The organism is Paenibacillus sp. LPE1-1-1.1 (genome assembly GCF_040676435.1).
Classification (GTDB): Bacteria; Bacillota; Bacilli; order Paenibacillales; family Paenibacillaceae; genus Pristimantibacillus.
In genome coordinates this window covers 25,792-46,352 of the sequence record NZ_JBEGHY010000003.1, presented here as the reverse complement: position 1 = coordinate 46,352, position 20,561 = coordinate 25,792, and the positions used below count along the sequence as shown (strand labels likewise).

Genomic DNA, 20,561 nt, shown 5'->3' with positions numbered 1-20,561 from the left:
TTCGTTTTGGCGTTGGAATCAATGAACTTCCAAATAGAGCTTCATGATTCGTATTTTGTAGCAGTTCGGGAGGTGTAATTCAATGCGGGTAATTATCACGTTGGCATGCACAAACTGCAAACAGAGAAACTATGCGAGCAGCAAGAACAAACGCAATCACCCCGACCGCATCGAGTTGAAGAAGTTTTGCAAGTTCTGTAACGAGCAGACTCCTCATCGCGAGACGAGATAGTCAATTGGAGGTGTGAACGTGGCATTTTTGGCTAAACTAAAGCAAAGCTTTGGTACAACGTTTAGTTTTTTTGCCGACAGCTGGGCGGAACTTAAGAAGGTTCGCTGGCCAAGCCGTAAAGAGTTGACAAGCTATTCGATCGTAGTTTTGCTCACGATCACGTTTGTAACGATTTACTTCTGGCTTCTTGACATCGGGATCTCGTCTCTGGTTGAACTCATTGTTTAAGAAGGGTCCAAAGGTGGATTTGTGATGGAAAAAAGATGGTACGTCGTGCATACCTACTCAGGTTATGAGAACAAGGTGAAAGCCAATTTGGAACGCCGAGTTGAATCGATGGGCATGGAAGACAAAATCTTTCGCGTGCTTGTCCCTATGGAAGATGAAGTGGTAGAGAAGGACGGTAAGAAGAAGACTGTCCAACGTAAAGTCTATCCCGGCTATGTTCTTGTGGAAATGGTTCAAACCGACGATTCATGGTACGTTGTTCGTAATACGCCTGGCGTAACTGGATTCGTAGGATCAACAGGTTCCGGTTCAAAGCCGATTCCTCTATTGCCGGATGAGGTTGAGCAAATACTCAAACACATGGGCATGGAAGAACCAAAACCGAAAATCGAGTTCGATCTGAAGGAAACGGTTCGCGTCAAAGTAGGTCCTTTCGCAGATTTTGTTGGTACAGTAGAAGAAATTTTGCTGGACAAAGCGAAGTTGAAGGTTCATGTAAACATGTTTGGCAGGGAGACCCCGCTGGAGCTGGATTACACTCAAGTGGAGAAGATATAATATCTGGTTTCTAAAGCCCACCTGGGTTAAACCGGTGGAGGTTTGGACGCGAAGTGGCAATGCCTCTTCTAAAGCGGCATATGCTATTTACGCATGGAATAAAGGGTTAGGAGGTGTCAGGCATGGCAAAGAAAGTCATCAAAATGGTCAAACTGCAAGTTCCTGCAGGTAAAGCAAACCCAGCGCCGCCGATCGGTCCAGCACTTGGTCAAGCAGGCGTTAACATTATGGCGTTTTGTAAAGAGTTTAATGCTCGTACAGCAGATCAAGCAGGCTTGATTATTCCAGTCGTTATTACAGTATTCGAAGACCGTTCTTTTACTTTCGAAACAAAAACGCCACCGGCAGCAGTATTGCTACGTGTCGCAGCTGGTATCGAAAAAGGTTCAGGCGAACCGAACAAGAAAAAGGTCGCTACTGTAAAACGTGACAAAGTTCGCGAAATCGCTGAGCAAAAAATGCCGGATCTTAACGCAGCTTCTGTAGAAGCGGCAATGCGTATGGTTGAAGGTACTGCTCGCAGCATGGGCGTAACTATTGTTGACTAATTACCGCGAGGTAACTTGCTTTGCGAAGCTTCGGGTTTCGCGAGTGGGAGGATCATCCTTAGGAGGATTTTCCGCTACAACCACATAAGGAGGAAATTACAATGGCTAAACAAGGTAAAAAATATCTAGAAGCTGTTAAGCTTATCGACAGCGAAGCAACATACGAGCCTTTGGAAGCGATCGAGCTTGTAAAAAAGGCAGCGACAGCTAAATTCGACGAGTCCGTTGAAGTAGCAGTTCGTTTGGGTGTAGACCCGCGTAAACAAGACCAAGCCGTTCGTGGCGTAGTTGTACTACCACACGGAACTGGTAAAACAAAACGCGTTCTCGTTTTCGCAAAAGGCGAAAAAGTGAAAGAAGCGGAAGCTGCGGGTGCTGACTTTGTCGGCGATGCGGACATGATCAACAAAATCCAACAAGGCTGGTTCGAATTCGACGTTTGCGTAGCAACGCCGGACATGATGGCTGAAGTTGGTAAACTTGGACGTATCCTCGGCGGTAAAGGCTTGATGCCTAACCCTAAAGCAGGAACAGTAACGTTTGACGTTGCTAAAGCCGTTCAAGAAATTAAAGCCGGTAAGATTGAATACCGTCTTGATAAAGCAGGTCAAATCCATGCTCCAATCGGTAAAGTATCATTTGATGCTGAGAAACTCAACGAGAACCTCAAATCATTGATCGATGCACTTAACCGTGCTAAACCGGCTGCTGCAAAAGGTATTTACCTGAAAAACATCGCCGTTTCTTCAACAATGGGCCCTGGCGCTCGTGTTTCCACAGCGGTATATCGCTAAGAAGAACGGAACTAAATTCGAATACGCATACCGTAGACAGTAGGTGCCTTAAGGCTTAATTTCCTACCGAGGTGTTATGATAAAACGTTTGTAAGCAACATTCGATCCATTCTGGGTTGATGCGCGATAACGACATCATGGCCTTCGCAGTGTCTGCGAAGGCCTTTCTCATGCATCGAGGCGTGGAAAGCCCGTCGTAATTAACGGAATGTATACTATTACGGGAGGTGTACAGTTTGGCTAACGCAAATATCATCCAAGAGAAACAAGAGGCAGTTGCCGTAATCGCGGCGAAAATTGCTGCTAGCTCCAGTACAGTTGTAGCTGACTATCGTGGACTGAACGTTGCGCAAGTTACTGAACTTCGGAAACAGCTTCGTGAAGCAGGGATTGAATTCCAAGTTCTTAAAAACTCGCTCGTTCGCCGCGCAACTGAAGGTACGGATTTCGTAGAATTGAACAGCATTCTTACAGGTCCTACTGCAATTGCATTCGGTAAAGAAGACGCTGTTGCTCCAGCTAAAATTTTGAACGATTTCGCTAAGAAAAACGATGCTTTGAAACTTAAAGGCGGCGTTGTTGAAGGTAAAGTCGTATCTCAAGAAGAAATTAAAGCTCTTGCGGAACTTCCGTCCCGCGAAGGTTTGCTTTCTATGCTCCTCAGCGTATTGCAAGCTCCAGTGCGCAACTTCGCGCTTGCAGTTAAAGCAGTCGGTGAAAAGCAAGAAGCTGGCGTTTAATTTCAGTCTCAAGTCACTAACAGCATTGAACCGGTGCAAGCCGGCTGTATGATAAACCAAAAAAAATAAACCATATTCCCGGAGGTATAATCATGTCTAAAGAACAAATCTTAGAAGCGATTAAAGTTATGAACGTTCTTGAACTGAACGAGCTTGTTAAAGCAATTGAAGAAGAATTCGGCGTAACTGCAGCAGCTCCAGTAGCAGCAGCAGGTGCTGGCGCAGCTGTTGAAGCTGAGCAAACTGAATTCGACGTTATTCTTAACGGTGCTGGCGCATCGAAAATCAACGTAATCAAAGTTGTTCGCGAAATCACAGGTCTTGGCCTGAAAGAAGCGAAAGACTTGGTTGACAGCGCTCCTAAAGCTGTTAAAGAAAAAGTTGCTAAAGAAGAAGCTGAAGCAGTTGCAGCTAAACTTACTGAAGCTGGCGCTTCCGTAGAAGTTAAATAGTATTGTTTTAACCAAATAAGCTGATCATGCGATTGAACGATGATTCGGCTGGCGAGCCCCTTGAATCCGTAAGGTTTCAAGGGGTTCGTTGTATGTTAAAAGATAAGAAGGTATAAGTGATTTTCTTATACCTTCTTATCTTTCAACGCAAAGCTTGGCTTCTGACCGGTTTGAAAACCGACGGTTGCGTAAAGGCGTAATGGAAGAACGGGGAGTGATGAATCATGTCGAATCACTATTACTCACAAAGCCCAGATGTGAAGCATAATCGTCAAGTGCACGAAGTATCTCTTCGAGGCTTTACCTTCCGTTTTATGACGGATGCCGGCGTATTCTCGAAATCTGGCGTCGATTATGGGAGTCAGGTGTTGATTGACGCATTGGAGTTAAAGTCGAATGCCCGGGTGCTTGATGTCGGCTGCGGGTACGGCCCGATTGGTTTGACATCAGCCAAGCTCGCTGAGCATGGACGGGTAACGATGATTGATATAAATGAACGAGCGGTAGAACTTTCGAAAGAGAACGCGAAGCTTAACGGGATTTCGAATATTTCCGTGCTGCAGAGCGATTTGTTCGAAGCGGTTAAGGGAATGACATTTGATGTCATCGTCACCAATCCTCCAATCCGCGCAGGCAAAGCGGTTGTGCATCGCATTTTTGAAGAAGGTTATGACTTGCTTGAGCAAGGCGGCAGCATGTGGGTTGTTATACAGAAAAAACAAGGCGCTCCTTCGGCGAAGGCGAAGCTGGAGTCTTTATTCACAGAGGTAGAAGAAGTGACGAAGGACAAGGGCTACCGAATTTTTCGTGCTGTAAAAGCTTAATAAAAAAAGGAAAATGATGTTTTGAAAATATCTTTGAAAACAGAAGAAAAATTATTGACTTGACATTTTAGATATGGTAAAATTATAAAATGTCAGCATTAAATTGGGCTCGATCTCTTTAGTTAACTAAAATGTCAAGTGTGAATTTAAAGCGCGGAATGCATAAGTTTTACACATTTGACGTATAATGTTTACGTTTTGGGCAAAATTATTTGATATGAGACTATCACGGCCGCGCTGTGATTGGTTAGCTGCCGGAACATGCTCTTTTTTCGAACTATTCGATAAGGGCTTTTCTTTATTTGACTATATAGACGGCTGGTCCGTCTATAGTGACGCAGTGATTATCGATGCTGTGATACAGACATGAGGGGTGAGGTTAAGTTGGCAGGACAACTTGTTCAGTATGGTCGGCGCGCGCGCAGAAGCTACGCCAGGATCAACGAGGTGCTGGAAGTCCCGAACCTGATTGAAATCCAACAAAAATCGTATGAGAAGTTTTTGGATAGCGACTTGATTGAGTTGTTCCAAGATATTTCTCCGATTTCGGACTTTACGGGCAATCTATCGCTTGAGTTTATCGACTATAGCTTAGGCGAACCGAAATATTCGGTCGATGAATCAAAAGAGCGCGACGTGACGTATGCGGCTCCTTTACGCGTTAAGGTACGACTTTTTAACAAGGAGACCGGCGAAGTAAAGGAACAAGAAGTTTTCATGGGTGATTTCCCGCTTATGACAGAGACAGGCACGTTTATTATTAACGGGGCCGAGCGTGTCATAGTTAGCCAATTGGTTCGATCCCCGAGTGTGTACTTCAGCACGAAGGTCGATAAAAACGGGAAGAAAAATTACACGGCGACGGTTATTCCTAACCGTGGCGCTTGGTTGGAACTTGAAACAGATGCGAAAGACATTATCTACGTTCGTATTGACCGGACCCGGAAAATACCGGTAACGGTACTTTTGCGTTCGTTAGGCTTTGGTACTGACGCTGAAATTCTTGAGCTGCTGGGACATGATGAGTACATTCGCAACACGCTGGACAAAGATAACACGGATTCCACGGAGAAAGCGCTGATTGAAATTTATGAGCGTCTTCGTCCAGGCGAGCCTCCGACTTTGGACAATGCGAAGAGCTTGCTTGTTGCTCGCTTCTTTGACCCGAAACGTTATGACTTGGCCAATGTAGGCCGTTACAAAATAAACAAGAAGCTTCATATCAAGAACCGTTTGTTTAATCAGCGGCTTGCGGAAAATCTAGTTGATCCTGCAACCGGCGAGATTATCGCCGAATCTGGACAAATGATTGACCGTCGCTTGCTTGATGAAATTCTCGAGAAGCTTGAAAAGGATGTAGGCTTCAAAACGTATCATGTTGCTAATGGCGTTTTGGATGCTGATAGTATTCCACTACAAACGATCAGCGTATTCTCGCCATATGACGAAAGCAAAGTAATCAAAGTAATTGCCAATGGCATTATTGATAAATCCGTGAAGCATATTACGCCAGCGGATATCATTTCTTCCATTAACTACTTTATTAACTTGCTGCACGGCGTTGGCAGCACAGATGATATCGATCATCTCGGGAACCGCCGTCTGCGTTCTGTAGGCGAATTGCTTCAAAATCAATTCCGTATCGGTTTGTCTCGTATGGAGCGCGTCGTGCGCGAGAGAATGTCCATTCAAGACGCGAATGCAATTACGCCGCAGGCGCTAATCAACATTCGACCGGTTATTGCATCTATAAAAGAGTTCTTCGGCTCCTCGCAGCTGTCCCAGTTTATGGACCAAACGAATCCGCTTGCTGAATTGACGCATAAGCGTCGTTTATCCGCACTTGGACCCGGCGGTTTGACTCGGGAACGCGCGGGCTTTGAAGTTCGTGACGTCCATCACTCCCATTATGGGCGGATGTGTCCGATCGAGACGCCAGAGGGACCGAATATCGGTTTGATCAACTCCTTGTCCTCTTTTGCCCGCATTAACGAATATGGCTTCATTGAAGCGCCATATCGTTGGGTAGATCCGAAGACGGGAATTGTAACGGAGCAAATTGCGTACTTGACTGCTGACGAAGAAGATAACTACGTAATCGCGCAAGCGAATGCGAAGCTGACTTCGGAAGATAAGTTTGCGGAAGAAAATACGATCGTTCGTTACAATAAACAAGCCGATAACATTTTGACAATGCCTAGCGATCGCGTTGACTACATGGACGTATCACCAAAGCAGGTTGTATCCGTTGCGACAGCGTTAATTCCATTCTTGGAAAACGATGACTCCAACCGTGCCCTCATGGGATCGAACATGCAACGTCAAGCGGTACCGCTTCTTATCCCGAGATCGCCGCTTGTTGGTACGGGTATGGAGCATAAGGCAGCGAAAGATTCCGGCGTTTGTATCGTTGCGAAGCATGACGGTATAATCGAACGTTCTTCCGCTAATGAAATTTGGCTTCGTCGCGTTGAACAAATCGATGGCAAGCCGGTTACAGGTGACTTGGTAAAACATAAACTACACAAGTTTATGCGCTCTAACCAAGGAACGTGCATCAACCAGCGTCCACTTGTACGTAAAGGCGATGTAATTAAAAAAGGTGATATCCTTGCAGACGGTCCATCCACTGAAAAGGGCGAATTAGCTCTTGGACGCAACGTAGTCGTTGCTTTCATGACATGGGAAGGGTACAACTATGAGGATGCGATCCTGCTAAGCGAAAAACTTGTGAAAGAGGATGTTTATACATCCATTCACATTGAGGAATATGAGTCCGAAGCCCGTGATACGAAGCTTGGACCGGAAGAAATCACTCGCGATATCCCGAATGTCGGCGAAGAAGCTCTTCGTAACTTGGATGAGCGCGGCATAATCCGTGTCGGCGCAGAAATCGGCGCAGGCGATATCCTCGTTGGTAAAGTAACGCCGAAGGGTGTTACGGAGCTGACTGCGGAAGAAAGATTATTGCACGCTATCTTCGGTGAGAAAGCTCGTGAAGTTCGTGATACATCGCTGCGCGTACCGCATGGTACGGACGGTATCGTTGTTGACGTAAAAGTATTTACCCGTGAGAACGGCGACGAATTGCCGCCAGGCGTTAACCAATTGGTACGTGCCTACATTGCTCAAAAACGGAAAATTTCCGAAGGCGACAAAATGGCCGGACGTCATGGTAACAAAGGGGTTATCGCCCGTATCATGCCGGAAGAAGATATGCCTTTCCTACCGGATGGCACACCTGTAGAGGTTGTTCTTAACCCGCTCGGCGTACCGTCGCGGATGAACATCGGCCAGGCGCTTGAGGTTCACTTGGGTATGGCTTGTAAGCATCTCGGCATTCATGCTGCTACACCGGTATTTGACGGAGCTCGCGAGAATGACGTTTTCGACACGATGGAAGAAGCAGGCATGCAGCGTAACGGTAAGACCGTGCTGTATGACGGACGGACAGGTGAAAACTTCGAGCGTGAAGTTACGGTAGGGGTCATGTACATGATCAAACTGGCACACATGGTCGACGATAAAATCCATGCCCGTTCAACTGGTCCTTACTCTCTCGTTACGCAACAACCGCTCGGTGGTAAAGCGCAGTTCGGTGGACAACGTTTCGGGGAGATGGAGGTATGGGCGCTCGAAGCATATGGCGCTGCATACACGCTTCAAGAAATACTGACAGTTAAATCCGATGACGTGGTTGGCCGCGTGAAAACGTACGAGTCCATTGTTAAAGGCGAGAACGTGCCGGAACCAGGCGTTCCTGAATCGTTCAAAGTTTTGATCAAAGAGCTTCAAAGCTTGGGTATGGACGTGAAAATCCTGTCTGAGAACGAAGAAGAGATCGAAATGAAGGAAATGGATGATGAAGACGAGGCAACGGGCGATAAGCTCAACCTCAATATAGAAGGTGCCGAAGTCGGCGCTGCTGAATAAACTAGTTGCTGGATTCCGTCACATGGTCACGCGCCTATGACGGAATCTAGCTGATTAGATAGACATTGTCATACATGACGGAGGAGGGTTGCTCCTTGTTGGACGTGAACAACTTCGAGTATATGAAAATCGGTCTGGCATCGCCGGATAAAATTCGCTCGTGGTCCCGCGGAGAAGTTAAAAAACCGGAGACGATCAACTATAGGACCTTAAAGCCGGAGAAGGAAGGTCTCTTCTGCGAGAAAATTTTTGGACCTACAAAAGACTGGGAATGTCATTGCGGTAAATACAAACGTGTACGCTATAAAGGCGTAGTTTGTGATCGCTGTGGCGTTGAAGTAACTCGCGCTAAGGTTCGCCGTGAGCGTATGGGTCACATCGAGCTAGCTGCTCCAGTTTCTCATATTTGGTATTTCAAAGGAATTCCAAGCCGTATGGGTCTTGCATTAGATATGTCGCCTCGTTCGCTTGAGGAGATCATTTATTTTGCATCCTATGTGGTAACTGATCCTGGTGATACGCCGCTTGAGAAAAAACAACTCCTTTCGGAGAAAGAATACCGCAGCTACCGGGAGAAATACGGGTATGGATTCCATGCCGGTATGGGCGCCGAGGCTGTCAAAAAGCTTTTGCAAGATATCGACGTTGACAAAGAGCTTGAGCAATTGAAGGAAGAACTGCGTACGGCTCAAGGGCAACGACGCAACCGTGCGATTAAGCGCCTTGAAGTCGTAGAAGCATTCCGTAACTCTGGTAACGAGCCGGAATGGATGATTCTAGACGTGCTTCCTGTTATTCCTCCTGAGCTTCGTCCGATGGTACAGCTTGATGGCGGTCGTTTTGCGACTTCTGACCTTAATGATCTGTATCGCCGTGTTATTAACCGTAACAACCGTCTGAAGCGTCTGCTTGATCTTGGCGCTCCTGATATCATCGTGCAAAACGAAAAACGGATGCTGCAGGAAGCGGTTGATGCTTTGATCGATAACGGTCGTCGCGGTCGCCCTGTAACAGGTCCTGGTAACCGTCCGCTTAAATCTCTCAGCCACATGCTGAAAGGTAAGCAAGGACGTTTCCGTCAGAACTTGCTTGGTAAACGGGTTGACTACTCTGGTCGTTCGGTTATCGTTGTAGGTCCTAACCTCAAAATGTTCCAATGCGGACTTCCGAAGGAAATGGCACTTGAATTGTTCAAGCCTTTCGTTATGAAAGAGCTTGTTAATAAAGGCTTGGCACATAATATCAAGAGTGCGAAGCGCAAGGTAGAACGCGTAAGCCCTGAGGTTTGGGATGTTCTTGAGGAAGTAATCAAAGAGCACCCGGTACTGCTTAACCGTGCCCCGACGCTTCACAGACTAGGTATTCAAGCATTTGAGCCTATCCTGGTTGAAGGTCGCGCTATTAAGCTTCACCCGCTCGTATGTACAGCTTACAACGCTGACTTCGACGGTGACCAAATGGCCGTTCACGTTCCGTTGTCTGCAGAAGCACAAGCAGAAGCTCGTTTGCTTATGCTGGCATCAGGCAACATCCTTAACCCGAAAGACGGCAAGCCAGTCGTTACTCCTTCACAGGATATGGTTCTGGGAAGCTTCTACTTAACGATGGATAACAAAGAAGCTAAAGGCAGTGGTTCCGTTTTTGGTACCATTAACGAAGCGATCTCTGCTTACCAACGCGGTATTGTTTCCTTGCACGCAAGGATTTTCATTCCGGTTCGCGTGCTCAAAAAAGTTAATTTCACTGAGCAACAGCAAAACTCGCTTCTCGTTACTACGGTAGGTAAAGTAATCTTCAACGAAATTTTCCCTGAAGATTTCCCTTATATCAACGAAGCAACGAAAACGAATCTGTTGCACGGCACACCTGATAAATATTTCGTTTACGAGAAAGGCGCCGATCTTCCTAAATTCTTGGATGCAATCGCCACGCCAGGTGCGGTAGGCAAGGATTATCTCGCATTAGTTATTGCGGAATGCTTCCGTCAATACCACACCACGCTTACTGCGATGCTTCTTGACCGCATTAAGCAGCTCGGCTTCACTTATTCGACTAAGGCTGGTATTACGATCGGCGTATCTGACGTTATCATCCCGAATGAGAAAAACGAGATCATGAAGCTCTCCGATGAGAAGGTTGCTACCGTTATGAATCAATACCGCCGCGGTTTGATTACAAACGAAGAGCGTTATGACCGCATCATCAGCATTTGGAGCAAATGTAAAGACGAAATCACCGATGTTCTTATGAAATCGATGGATCGTTATAACAACATCATGCTTATGGTGGACTCCAAAGCACGGGGTAACAAATCTCAAATTACGCAGCTTGGCGGTATGCGTGGTCTGATGGCGAATCCATCGGGTCGTATCATCGAGTTGCCAATTAAATCAAACTTCCGCGAAGGTCTAACCGTACTCGAGTACTTTATCTCGACTCACGGAGCGCGTAAAGGTTTGGCGGATACAGCGCTTCGGACAGCCGATTCCGGTTACTTGACGCGTCGACTTGTCGACGTAGCACAAGACGTAATCGTGCGCGAAGATGACTGTGGTACGGACAAAGGCTTCTCCGTAAGCAAAATTCAAGATGGTAAAGAGGTTATTGAAGATCTCTACGACCGTATTGAAGGACGTTATGCGTTTGAAACGGTTCGTAATCCAAAAACAGGCGAAATCATTGTTAACCGCAGCGAGCTTATTGATTCCAATAAAGCGGATGCGATTATCGATGCTGGCGTTGAAAAACTGCAAATTCGTTCCGTACTAAGCTGCCGTGCCCGCCATGGCGTATGTAAGATTTGTTACGGACGTAACCTTGCTACTGGTAAACACGTTGAGATCGGGGAAGCGGTTGGTATTATCGCAGCTCAATCCATCGGGGAGCCAGGAACACAGCTGACAATGCGTACGTTCCATACGGGCGGCGTAGCCGGCGATGATATTACACAAGGTTTGCCGCGTATCCAAGAGTTGTTTGAGGCGCGTAATCCGAAAGGTCAAGCGATTATCTCCGAGCTTGACGGTGTAATCAAAGAAATCCGTGAAGCTAAGGACCGTCGCGAAATCGAGGTTCAAGGCGAAGCGGAATCCAAAGTGTATGCCGTTACTTATGGTTCGCGTATCCGCGTAACGCAAGGTCAACAAATCGAAGCCGGCGATGAGCTGACTGACGGTTCAATTGACCCTAAAGATATGCTGCGCATCAAAGGTATCCGTGGCGTTCAAAACTACATTTTGCAAGAAGTACAGCGCGTTTACCGGAACCAAGGGGTAGAAATCAATGACAAGCACGTTGAAGTCATGATTAAACAAATGCTCCGTAAAATCCGTATCGTAGACGCAGGTGGAACGACTCTGCTTCCTGGCGCATTTGTCGACATTCATGAATATGAATCTCAAAACCGCGCTGCGATTTTCGCAGATCTCGAACCAGCTGTCGCAAAACCAGTTTTGCTCGGTATTACGAAGGCATCGCTTGAAACAGATTCATTCTTGTCGGCAGCTTCCTTCCAAGAAACAACTCGTGTATTGACCGATGCCGCTATCAAAGGCAAAGTTGACCAGTTGCTTGGACTCAAGGAAAATGTTATTATCGGTAAGTTGATTCCAGCTGGTACTGGAATGGCTCGTTACCGCAACATTCGCTTTGCCGGACTAGAAGATGAAGCTACTACTGTAGTTGAAGGGGAATTGGAAACGGAAGCAGTTACCGTCGACTAGTTGACGTCAGCTGATCACGTTTTATAACCGGAAGCTAAATCATATCGAAGGAGCGTTATATCTTCCGCTTCATTGGAAGCGGAAGATAATCGCTCTTTTGCATGTTTACAGTGTGATTTTCATTAACAAAAGGTTTGCAATTGAATATCCTTGAAGTTTCTTGACACAAGCACAGTTTAGGTGTTAATATATCGAAGTGTGCCTAATTGTGTGATCGCTGAATGGAAGAATTGAAGGTGATTTTCATGCAATTCAAAGTCGGCGCAAAGCAGACGACCAAGATGCTCGAGCAGCAAAGAGCCATTGAAGTCTATGTTGCACGAGATGCAGATCCGCAGATGAAAGAGAAAATTGTTCATCTATGTGAGCGGGCGGGAGTTCCGATTAAATGGATCGATACGATGGATGAGCTTGGGGAAACCTGCGGCATCGATATCGGGGCCGCAATGGCAGCGCTCGTAACCGAAGAAGAATAACGCAATAACCGTTTTTGTTAGTTGATTATTTAACGATGATTGACTGGCGAGAACTTTTGTTTGTTCTTTTATGAACCGCCTGGATCTGTGGGCTTAATTTTAGGTAAAATGTCTACCATACAAGCGTATACGGCTGTTGCCGTCTTTTGGTGGAAAGAGTTCGTTGCGCAAAAGAAATATAAGTAGATTTATAAACAAACAGCTTTATAAATGCTTATATTTTCAAAAGACATGAATATAGGGAAGGGGGTGGCAACATGCCAACAATTAACCAGCTAGTCCGTAAAGGACGCCAAGCGAAAGTCGTTAAATCGAAATCGCCGGCATTGCAAAAAGGTTTCAACGCATTGAAACGTGAAGCTACAAACATCAGCGCTCCTCAAAAACGCGGTGTGTGCACTCGTGTAGGTACAATGACTCCTAAGAAACCGAACTCCGCGCTTCGTAAGTATGCGCGTGTACGTCTAACTAACCGCGTAGAGGTTACAGCGTACATTCCGGGTATCGGACATAACCTGCAAGAGCATAGCGTTGTATTGATTCGTGGCGGACGGGTAAAAGACCTTCCAGGGGTTCGTTATCATATCGTTCGTGGCGCACTTGATACTGCAGGCGTTAATAACCGTAACCAATCTCGTTCGAAATACGGAACGAAACGTCCGAAAGTTAAAAAATCATAAGTATAACCCTGACGGGTCATTGAAATGCTAGAAATAGCGACTATTAGAAGAAAGGGGGACTTTCTCATGCCACGCAAAGGTCCTGTAACGAAACGCGATGTGCTTCCAGATCCGCTGTATAACAGCAAACTGGTAACACGCCTAATCAACCGCATTATGCTTGACGGTAAAAGAGGCGTTGCACAAACACTATTGTATGATGCTTTCAAACTGATTCAAGAACGCACGGGTAAAGATCCGATGGAAGTGTTCGAAGCTGCTTTGAAAAATATTATGCCAGTACTTGAGGTTAAAGCACGCCGTGTCGGCGGTGCAAACTATCAAGTGCCTATCGAAGTTAAACCAGAGCGCCGTACGGCACTTGGTCTCCGTTGGCTCGTGAACTACTCACGTAACCGCGGTGAGAAAACGATGGAAGAGCGTTTAGCTGCTGAAATCACAGATGCATCCAATAACACTGGCGCAGCTGTTAAGAAGCGCGAAGACACTCACAAAATGGCTGAAGCAAACAAAGCATTTGCTCACTACCGCTGGTAGGATTCTAACATTCGAGAGGAGACCATTTTATGTCAAGAGAGTTCTCCTTGAACAATACGCGTAACATCGGGATCATGGCGCATATTGATGCTGGTAAAACAACTACAACTGAACGGATCTTGTTCTTCACGGGCCGTACCCACAAAATCGGAGAAGTGCATGAAGGTGCAGCTACGATGGACTGGATGGAACAAGAACAAGAGCGCGGTATTACGATTACGTCTGCCGCGACAACCGCTCAATGGAATGGACACCGCATCAATATTATCGACACCCCGGGACACGTTGACTTCACAGTAGAAGTTGAGCGTTCCCTGCGCGTTTTGGACGGGGCCGTTGGAGTTTTCAGTGCGAAAGAAGGAGTCGAGCCACAGTCCGAGACTGTATGGCGTCAAGCTGACCGTTACAACGTTCCGCGGATCGCATACGTCAACAAAATGGACATCATTGGTGCTGACTTCCTAAACGTTATCAAAGATATGCGTGAGCGTCTTCAAGCAAACGCTGTTGCCATTCAAATTCCGATTGGCGCTGAGTCTGACTTTGTCGGCGTTATCGATATCGTTGAACGTGTAGCTTACAAGTATAAAGACGACACAGGTAAAGATCCTATTCAAGTTGAAATCCCTTCGGAGTATGCTGACCAAGTGGAAGAGCTTCGTACGGAATTGATTGAAAAGGTAGCAGAGCTTGACGAAGAGCTGACAATGAAATATCTGGAAGGCGAAGAAATTTCAATTCCAGAAATCAAAGCAGCACTGCGTAAAGGCGTTTGCGAAGTTAAAATCTTCCCTGTTATCGTTGGATCTTCCTACCGTAACAAAGGTGTTCAACTGATGTTGGATGCGGTTGTAGACTACCTTCCATCTCCTCTTGATGTACCAGCTATTAAAGGTACAACTGAAGACGGCGAAGAAGGCGAACGTCCATCATCCGATTCAGAGCCGTTCTCGGCTTTGGCATTCAAAATCATGACGGATCCTTACGTTGGTAGATTGACGTTCTTCCGTGTGTACTCAGGAATTCTGAAATCCGGTTCTTATGTTCTTAACTCAACTAAGGGCAAACGCGAACGGATTGGACGTATTCTTCAAATGCACGCGAACGCTCGTCAAGAGATTTCTGAAGTGTATGCAGGCGATATCGCTGCAGCAGTTGGACTTAAAGATACGACGACTGGGGACACTCTTTGCGACGAGAAGAACATTATCATTCTTGAATCAATGAACTTCCCTGAGCCGGTTATCTCGGTTGCTATCGAACCAAAAACGAAAGCTGACCAAGATAAACTAGGTATCGCTATTTCCAAGCTGGCAGAAGAAGATCCTACTTTCCGTGCACATACGGACGAAGAAACTAACCAGACAATCATTTCTGGTATGGGTGAGCTTCACCTTGAGATTCTCGTTGACCGTATGTTCCGCGAATTCAAAGTTGAAACTAACGTTGGTAAACCGCAAGTTGCTTACCGCGAAACGTTCCGTGAAGCTGCGAAGGTTGAAGGTAAGTTCGTTCGTCAGTCCGGTGGTAAAGGTCAATTCGGTCATTGTTGGGTTGAATTCTCACCACTTGAGCCAGGTTCAGGCTTTATTTTCGAAAACAAAACAGTCGGTGGATCAATTCCTCGTGAATTTATCGCTCCTATCCAAGCTGGTATCGAAGAGTCAATGAAGAACGGTGTAGTAGCCGGCTTCCCGCTCGTTGATGTCAAAGCTGTTGTTGTTGACGGATCTTACCATGATGTTGACTCCTCGGAGATGGCGTTTAAAATTGCAGGATCGATGGCGCTTAAAGCTGCCAAAGACAAATGTAAGCCAGTTCTTCTTGAGCCAATCATGAAAGTAGAAGTTACTGTTCCTGAAGAGTACATGGGCGATGTTATGGGTATGCTTAACTCCCGTCGTGGTCGTATCGAAGGTATGGATACTCGTGCAGGTGCACAAATTATCCGTTCCAAGGTGCCTCTCTCCGAGATGTTTGGTTATTCCACAACACTACGTTCCGGTACACAAGGACGCGGCGTATTCTCCATGGAACTTTCTCACTATGAAGAAGTTCCAAAATCGATCTCTGAAGAGATCATTGCTAAGAACAAAGGCGAGTAATCGTTTTTGTCCTTCTAAACCAATTGCTTTTGGCCGTCAGCTAAGTTTGCTTGCAAACCAGATGCCGGCCCACACATAAAAAATTCATGATATATTGAGGAGGCTCAAGTTCAATGGCTAAGGCTAAATTTGAACGTAACAAACCGCACGTTAATATCGGTACTATCGGTCACGTCGATCACGGTAAAACGACTTTGACTGCAGCTATCACAACTGTACTTTCCAAAAAATACGGCGGTGCAGCAATCGCATTCGACCAAATCGATAAAGCTCCAGAAGAGCGCGAGCGCGGTATCACGATCTCGACAGCTCACGTTGAGTATGAGACGCCAGCTCGTCACTACGCTCACGTTGACTGCCCAGGTCACGCCGACTATGTAAAAAACATGATCACTGGTGCTGCTCAAATGGACGGAGCTATTCTTGTAGTATCCGCTACTGACGGTCCTATGCCACAAACTCGTGAGCACATCTTGCTTTCGAAACAAGTAGGCGTACCTTACATCGTTGTATTCTTGAACAAATGCGACATGGTTGAAGACGAAGAGCTTCTTGAGTTGGTAGAAATGGAAGTTCGTGACCTTCTTTCCGAGTATGAGTTCCCAGGCGACGACACTCCGATCATTCGTGGTGCAGCTCGTGAAGCTCTTGCTAACCCAGAAGGCCCTTGGGCTGAAAAAATCATCGAGCTCTTCGAGCAAGTTGATACTTACATCCCAACTCCTGAGCGCGACACAGCTAAGCCTTTCCTTATGCCTGTCGAGGACGTATTCACAATCACTGGCCGTGGTACAGTTGCTACAGGTCGCGTAGAGCGTGGCGTTATCAAAGTCGGCGACGAGGTAGAAATTATCGGTCTTGCTGAAGAATCCCGTAAGTCCGTAGTAACAGGCGTTGAAATGTTCCGTAAATTGCTTGACTCCGCTCAAGCTGGGGACAACGTAGGTGCATTGCTTCGTGGTGTAGACCGCAGCAACATCGAGCGTGGACAAGTTTTGGCTAAACCGGGTTCGGTTAAACCACACACTAACTTCACTGCACAAATCTACGTTCTTACAAAAGAAGAGGGTGGCCGTCACAAGCCTTTCTTCACTGGCTACCGTCCACAGTTCTACTTCCGTACAACTGACGTAACGGGTATCATCAACCTGCCAGAAGGCACTGAGATGGTTATGCCTGGCGACAACATCACTGTAACGGTTGAGCTTATCGCTCCAATCGCTGTTGAAGAGGGAACTCGTTTCTCTATTCGTGAAGGCGGCCGTACAGTAGGCGCTGGCGCTGTAGCTTCTATCCAAAAATAATTGATGGCGGCTTAGCCGCTGTGAATAACAAAAGCCCTCACTTCGGTGAGGGCTTTTGATTTTTTATTTTTCATGCGGAATATGACGAACTATAGTTCGTTTTACTTATTTTTACAGCGAACTAATGATTGACGGCATTCTCTTGCACATTTAATATTAATGAATAGTAAGTAAAGGTCGTCCAAGCTCGTTAAGAATCAGTCACTCACGTACAGGCATTAGCTTTAATGAGAGAAAGCGATGATGCTTTGCTGTATATGATTAATCCCTGAAGGGCTTCATTGCAAGGCGACTTATATGATGAGAGGGGTTTAATGAATGAACAGAAAATTTTGGCTTACATTAGCTTTGGCATCGTTTATGGTCGTAACGGCGGCGTGCGGTGCGAACACGGGGAAAACGAGTAACGAGAGTGAAGGCAATACTGCAGGTTCGGGCAATACTACCGAGAAAACGTACAAGATTGCTGTATCACAAATCGTAGAACATCCATCGCTTGACGCAACATACGACGGTTTTGTAGCTGCCCTTAAGGATGCTGGAATTGAAGAAGGTAAAAACCTTGAAATTGATTTCAATAATGCACAAGGCGACTCTGCTAATATTAAAACCATTTCTCAAAAAATCGCCAGTAGCAAAAGCGATCTTGCATTAGGGATTGCTACTCCAACCGCTCAGGCTCTTGCAGATGACGTGAAGGACATTCCCGTTTTGTTTGCGGCTGTAACCGATCCGATTGATGCGGGTATCGTAACGCAATTGGAAGCGCCAGGCGGCAATATTACAGGAGCGTCGGATACAAATCCGGCCGCGATTACTGAAACAATGGATTTTATCGCTACTCAAATTCCGGATGTCAAAAATGTTGGTCTTATTATAAATGAAGGTGAGCAAAACGCAGTTATTATGGGAGATATCGCGGAAAAAGCACTTGAGAAGCATGGCATTAAGCTGATCAAAGCTTCCGTTGCCAATTCTTCGGACGTAAAGCAAGCGGCGGATTCGCTGGTCGGCCGCGTAGATGCGATCTATATCACACTTGATAATATGGTTGTTACCGGTGCGGATGCGATCATCGAAGTCGCTAACGAAAACGATATACCTTTCTTCTCTGCAGATCGCGACACCGTTGAAAAAGGTGCATTTGCGGCTGTTGGCTTCAAGTATTATGATCATGGCTATGAAGTTGGACAAATGGCTGTAGAGATTTTGAAAAACGGTAAGAACCCGGGCGAGATGAATGTTACCGTTCCGCAGAAGCTTGATTTTATTTTCAACATGAAAGCAGCAGCTGAGCAGGGCATTACAGTCACTGAAGAAATGAAGGCTCTCGTAAAAGACCAAGAAAACAACATCATTGAGTAAGTTCCGAAACTTTGGCTCAAAATAAAACGAATCATGTACTTGGGGTGATCGGGTTACTCGTTCACCCCCTTGTTATGAAAAGGAGTGATGTCATTTGTTCGCATCAATGCAAGGAGCTGTGGAAAGCGGATTATTGTATGCGCTAATGGCTCTTGGAGTATATATAACTTTCCGGATTCTTGATTTTCCGGATTTAACGGTGGATGGAAGTTTTACGACAGGAGCAGCTATCGGTACGGTGCTTACCGTTAACGGAACGGCTCCATGGCTCGCCGTATTATGCGCATTTATTGGCGGAGCTATAGCGGGCATATGCACTGGCCTACTGCACACTAAAGGTAAAGTAAATGGACTCTTATCAGGGATCATCATGATGATTGCGCTTTATTCCATTAATCTTAGAATAATGGGCAAACCCAATTTATCATTAAGGGGCCATGAAAATCTTTTCGAAAATGTCCCTACGTTTACCGTAATGATTGTGTTTGTCGTGATTGTTAAGGTTGTGCTCGATCTCTTTTTCCGTACTGATATCGGTTTAAGCCTCCGGGCTACCGGAGACAATTCGCGTATGATTCGGAGTTTTGGTGCCAATACCGATATTACGACGATTTTTGGCATTGCTTTGTCTAATGCGCTTGTTGCGACTTCTGGCGCATTGGTGGCACAGTACCAAAAGTATGCCGATAACAGCATGGGCATCGGTATGATTGTCATTGGACTTGCATCGGTTATTATCGGTGAAGCGATTTTTGGAGCGAAAACAATTTTCAGAGCGACTTTGGCTGTCGTGCTTGGATCAATAATTTACCGAATCATTTATGCGTTCGCACTTCGCGTGGAGTGGTTGGAAGCATCGGATATGAAGCTGATTACAGCTATTATTATCATCTTTGCTTTGGTTGTCCCTTCTGCCCGCAGAGTGTGGAAACAAAAAAATACCGCAAAGAAACGAACTGCAGAAATGCTTGCTGCTCTTGATAAGGCACAACCGGGAGGTGGGCGCTAATGTTAGAGATCGCAAGAGTATCCAAGCTGTTTAACCCTGGTACGGTAGATGAGAAAACGGCGCTGGTCGGCGCTAACCTGAATATGAAGCCGGGAGATTTTATTACGGTAATCGGAAGCAATGGCGCAGGCAAGTCTACGCTAATGAATATTATTTCAGGCGTGATGAAACCGGATGCCGGCGAAGTTCGGATTGATGGGCAAAATATAAGCCAGCTTACCGAATATCAACGCAGCCGCTGGATTGGACGCGTATTCCAAGATCCGATGGCGGGCACTGCGCCGCGTATGTCGATAGAAGAAAATTTGGCTACTGCTTACGCACGAGGGAAATCGCGCGGATTTTCCTTCGGCGTAACGCGAGCAAAGCGCGCAATTTTCAAGCAAGAGCTTCAGCGCCTCGGTATTGGCCTTGAAAACAGGCTGGGAGCTAAAGTCGGATTGCTGTCAGGCGGGGAGCGGCAAGCGCTTAGCCTTCTCATGGCTACCTTTACGCGACCGCAGATTCTTCTGCTTGACGAACATACGGCAGCGCTTGACCCGTCAAGAGCAGAACTTATTACGAGGTTGACGGAAACTCTCGTGAGGGAAATGAAATTAACGACCTTGATGGTTACGCATAATATGGAACAAGCCATTCGTCTTGGCAATCGTCTCATTATGATGGATAAAGGCCGAATTATTCTTGATGTGCCGGAGGATCGCAAAAAGGATCTTACGGTAGAACAGCTGCTTGGCGAATTCGAACTTATCAGCGGAAAGAAGCTTGCAGATGACCGGATTGTTTTAGGCTAAGTTCAATTGAATAAATCGATTGTTTGAAAATACGATGCAATCATAAACGCAGCGGCTATAGCCGCTGCGTTTAGTATGTTGGCGTTATTTGGCGGTGTCTTTTCGGCCGTAAGGTGTATATAATCAGATTGCGCCCATTAAGTCCGTCATTATAAATGGCATGTTCTAAAACCTTGTAATAAGGGACATAATGGGCCGTATGAAGTGCAAGCCATTTTTGTCAGTTGGCAGCAGCGATATTTGTTTCTTCTATAATATAG

The 20,561-nt window shown here is 46.1% G+C and carries 18 protein-coding genes and 1 other annotated feature; all 18 genes read left to right on the top strand.

Translation table 11 applies throughout. The features are described 5' to 3' along the window. The first annotated feature begins 82 nt into the window (after nt 1–82). The 18 genes from rpmG (at nt 83) to MRBLPE1_RS10075 (ending at nt 20,301) form a co-directional block, all read left to right on the top strand. Nucleotides 83–232 carry a 50S ribosomal protein L33 gene (rpmG, locus tag MRBLPE1_RS10160; protein WP_015847242.1) on the top strand — a complete coding sequence of 50 codons (150 nt, stop codon included), beginning with the start codon at nt 83–85 and terminating at the stop codon, nt 230–232. An 18-nt stretch (nt 233–250) separates the two neighbouring features. After that, entirely contained in the window at nt 251–460 is a 210-nt protein-coding gene (gene secE, locus MRBLPE1_RS10155) for a preprotein translocase subunit SecE (protein ID WP_028609673.1), read from the top strand. A 24-nt stretch (nt 461–484) separates the two neighbouring features. Then, nucleotides 485–1,018, top strand: a complete 534-nt coding sequence (gene nusG / locus MRBLPE1_RS10150) for a transcription termination/antitermination protein NusG (RefSeq protein ID WP_053373884.1) — start codon at nt 485–487, stop codon at nt 1,016–1,018. Nucleotides 1,019–1,140: 122 nt separating this feature from the next. Continuing rightward, complete coding sequence (gene rplK / locus MRBLPE1_RS10145; protein WP_028609671.1) at nt 1,141–1,566, top strand: 50S ribosomal protein L11; 426 nt, start codon at nt 1,141–1,143, stop codon at nt 1,564–1,566. 101 nt (nt 1,567–1,667) lie between these two features. Then, nucleotides 1,668–2,360: a 50S ribosomal protein L1 gene (gene rplA, locus MRBLPE1_RS10140; RefSeq protein WP_308998880.1), complete on the top strand. Its 693-nt coding sequence runs from the start codon at nt 1,668–1,670 to the stop codon at nt 2,358–2,360. 12 nt (nt 2,361–2,372) lie between these two features. Beyond that, nucleotides 2,373–2,539, top strand: a sequence feature (ribosomal protein L10 leader region). A gap of 57 nt (nt 2,540–2,596) precedes the next feature. Beyond that, on the top strand, nt 2,597–3,100 hold the full coding sequence (rplJ, locus tag MRBLPE1_RS10135; protein WP_364144895.1) for a 50S ribosomal protein L10: 504 nt from the start codon (nt 2,597–2,599) through the stop codon (nt 3,098–3,100). A 92-nt stretch (nt 3,101–3,192) separates the two neighbouring features. Beyond that, a complete protein-coding gene (gene rplL, locus MRBLPE1_RS10130; protein ID WP_110773977.1) occupies nt 3,193–3,552 on the top strand; it encodes a 50S ribosomal protein L7/L12 in 360 nt (119 codons plus the stop codon). Nucleotides 3,553–3,776: 224 nt separating this feature from the next. Beyond that, a complete protein-coding gene (locus tag MRBLPE1_RS10125; protein ID WP_364144892.1) occupies nt 3,777–4,376 on the top strand; it encodes a class I SAM-dependent methyltransferase in 600 nt (199 codons plus the stop codon). Between the two features lie 384 nt (nt 4,377–4,760). Beyond that, nucleotides 4,761–8,309, top strand: a complete 3,549-nt coding sequence (gene rpoB, locus MRBLPE1_RS10120; protein WP_364144890.1) for a DNA-directed RNA polymerase subunit beta — start codon at nt 4,761–4,763, stop codon at nt 8,307–8,309. A gap of 95 nt (nt 8,310–8,404) precedes the next feature. Then, entirely contained in the window at nt 8,405–12,031 is a 3,627-nt protein-coding gene (gene rpoC / locus MRBLPE1_RS10115) for a DNA-directed RNA polymerase subunit beta' (protein WP_364144887.1), read from the top strand. Between the two features lie 245 nt (nt 12,032–12,276). Further along, entirely contained in the window at nt 12,277–12,507 is a 231-nt protein-coding gene (locus MRBLPE1_RS10110) for a ribosomal L7Ae/L30e/S12e/Gadd45 family protein (protein ID WP_364144884.1), read from the top strand. A 257-nt stretch (nt 12,508–12,764) separates the two neighbouring features. Next, complete coding sequence (gene rpsL / locus MRBLPE1_RS10105; protein ID WP_053373892.1) at nt 12,765–13,187, top strand: 30S ribosomal protein S12; 423 nt, start codon at nt 12,765–12,767, stop codon at nt 13,185–13,187. Between the two features lie 66 nt (nt 13,188–13,253). Beyond that, nucleotides 13,254–13,724, top strand: a complete 471-nt coding sequence (gene rpsG / locus MRBLPE1_RS10100) for a 30S ribosomal protein S7 (protein WP_028609662.1) — start codon at nt 13,254–13,256, stop codon at nt 13,722–13,724. A gap of 29 nt (nt 13,725–13,753) precedes the next feature. Next, a complete protein-coding gene (gene fusA, locus MRBLPE1_RS10095) occupies nt 13,754–15,829 on the top strand; it encodes an elongation factor G (protein ID WP_364144882.1) in 2,076 nt (691 codons plus the stop codon). A gap of 113 nt (nt 15,830–15,942) precedes the next feature. Then, the gene (gene tuf, locus MRBLPE1_RS10090) at nt 15,943–17,133 is read left to right on the top strand and encodes an elongation factor Tu (protein WP_053373895.1); all 1,191 of its coding nucleotides are present in this window, start codon (nt 15,943–15,945) and stop codon (nt 17,131–17,133) included. 318 nt (nt 17,134–17,451) lie between these two features. Beyond that, nucleotides 17,452–18,498 carry an ABC transporter substrate-binding protein gene (locus MRBLPE1_RS10085; protein WP_364144879.1) on the top strand — a complete coding sequence of 349 codons (1,047 nt, stop codon included), beginning with the start codon at nt 17,452–17,454 and terminating at the stop codon, nt 18,496–18,498. A gap of 106 nt (nt 18,499–18,604) precedes the next feature. Then, nucleotides 18,605–19,507, top strand: coding sequence for an ABC transporter permease (locus MRBLPE1_RS10080; protein WP_414698862.1), 903 nt, complete (start codon nt 18,605–18,607; stop codon nt 19,505–19,507). Continuing rightward, entirely contained in the window at nt 19,507–20,301 is a 795-nt protein-coding gene (locus MRBLPE1_RS10075; protein ID WP_364144874.1) for an ABC transporter ATP-binding protein, read from the top strand. Before MRBLPE1_RS10080 ends, MRBLPE1_RS10075 begins: the two co-directional genes overlap by 1 nt. Nucleotides 20,302–20,561: the final 260 nt, after the last annotated feature.

What these genes read in the sequence shown, in the direction of transcription:
- rpmG (WP_015847242.1), top strand. Translation starts at nt 83, where the DNA reads ATGCGGGTAATTATCACGTTGGCATGCACAAACTGCAAACAGAGAAAC.
- nusG (WP_053373884.1), top strand. Translation starts at nt 485, where the DNA reads ATGGAAAAAAGATGGTACGTCGTGCATACCTACTCAGGTTATGAGAAC.
- rplK (WP_028609671.1), top strand. Translation starts at nt 1,141, where the DNA reads ATGGCAAAGAAAGTCATCAAAATGGTCAAACTGCAAGTTCCTGCAGGT.
- rplA (WP_308998880.1), top strand. Translation starts at nt 1,668, where the DNA reads ATGGCTAAACAAGGTAAAAAATATCTAGAAGCTGTTAAGCTTATCGAC.
- rplL (WP_110773977.1), top strand. Translation starts at nt 3,193, where the DNA reads ATGTCTAAAGAACAAATCTTAGAAGCGATTAAAGTTATGAACGTTCTT.
- MRBLPE1_RS10125 (WP_364144892.1), top strand. Translation starts at nt 3,777, where the DNA reads ATGTCGAATCACTATTACTCACAAAGCCCAGATGTGAAGCATAATCGT.
- MRBLPE1_RS10110 (WP_364144884.1), top strand. Translation starts at nt 12,277, where the DNA reads ATGCAATTCAAAGTCGGCGCAAAGCAGACGACCAAGATGCTCGAGCAG.
- rpsL (WP_053373892.1), top strand. Translation starts at nt 12,765, where the DNA reads ATGCCAACAATTAACCAGCTAGTCCGTAAAGGACGCCAAGCGAAAGTC.
- rpsG (WP_028609662.1), top strand. Translation starts at nt 13,254, where the DNA reads ATGCCACGCAAAGGTCCTGTAACGAAACGCGATGTGCTTCCAGATCCG.
- fusA (WP_364144882.1), top strand. Translation starts at nt 13,754, where the DNA reads ATGTCAAGAGAGTTCTCCTTGAACAATACGCGTAACATCGGGATCATG.
- tuf (WP_053373895.1), top strand. Translation starts at nt 15,943, where the DNA reads ATGGCTAAGGCTAAATTTGAACGTAACAAACCGCACGTTAATATCGGT.
- MRBLPE1_RS10085 (WP_364144879.1), top strand. Translation starts at nt 17,452, where the DNA reads ATGAACAGAAAATTTTGGCTTACATTAGCTTTGGCATCGTTTATGGTC.
- MRBLPE1_RS10080 (WP_414698862.1), top strand. Translation starts at nt 18,605, where the DNA reads ATGCAAGGAGCTGTGGAAAGCGGATTATTGTATGCGCTAATGGCTCTT.
- MRBLPE1_RS10075 (WP_364144874.1), top strand. Translation starts at nt 19,507, where the DNA reads ATGTTAGAGATCGCAAGAGTATCCAAGCTGTTTAACCCTGGTACGGTA.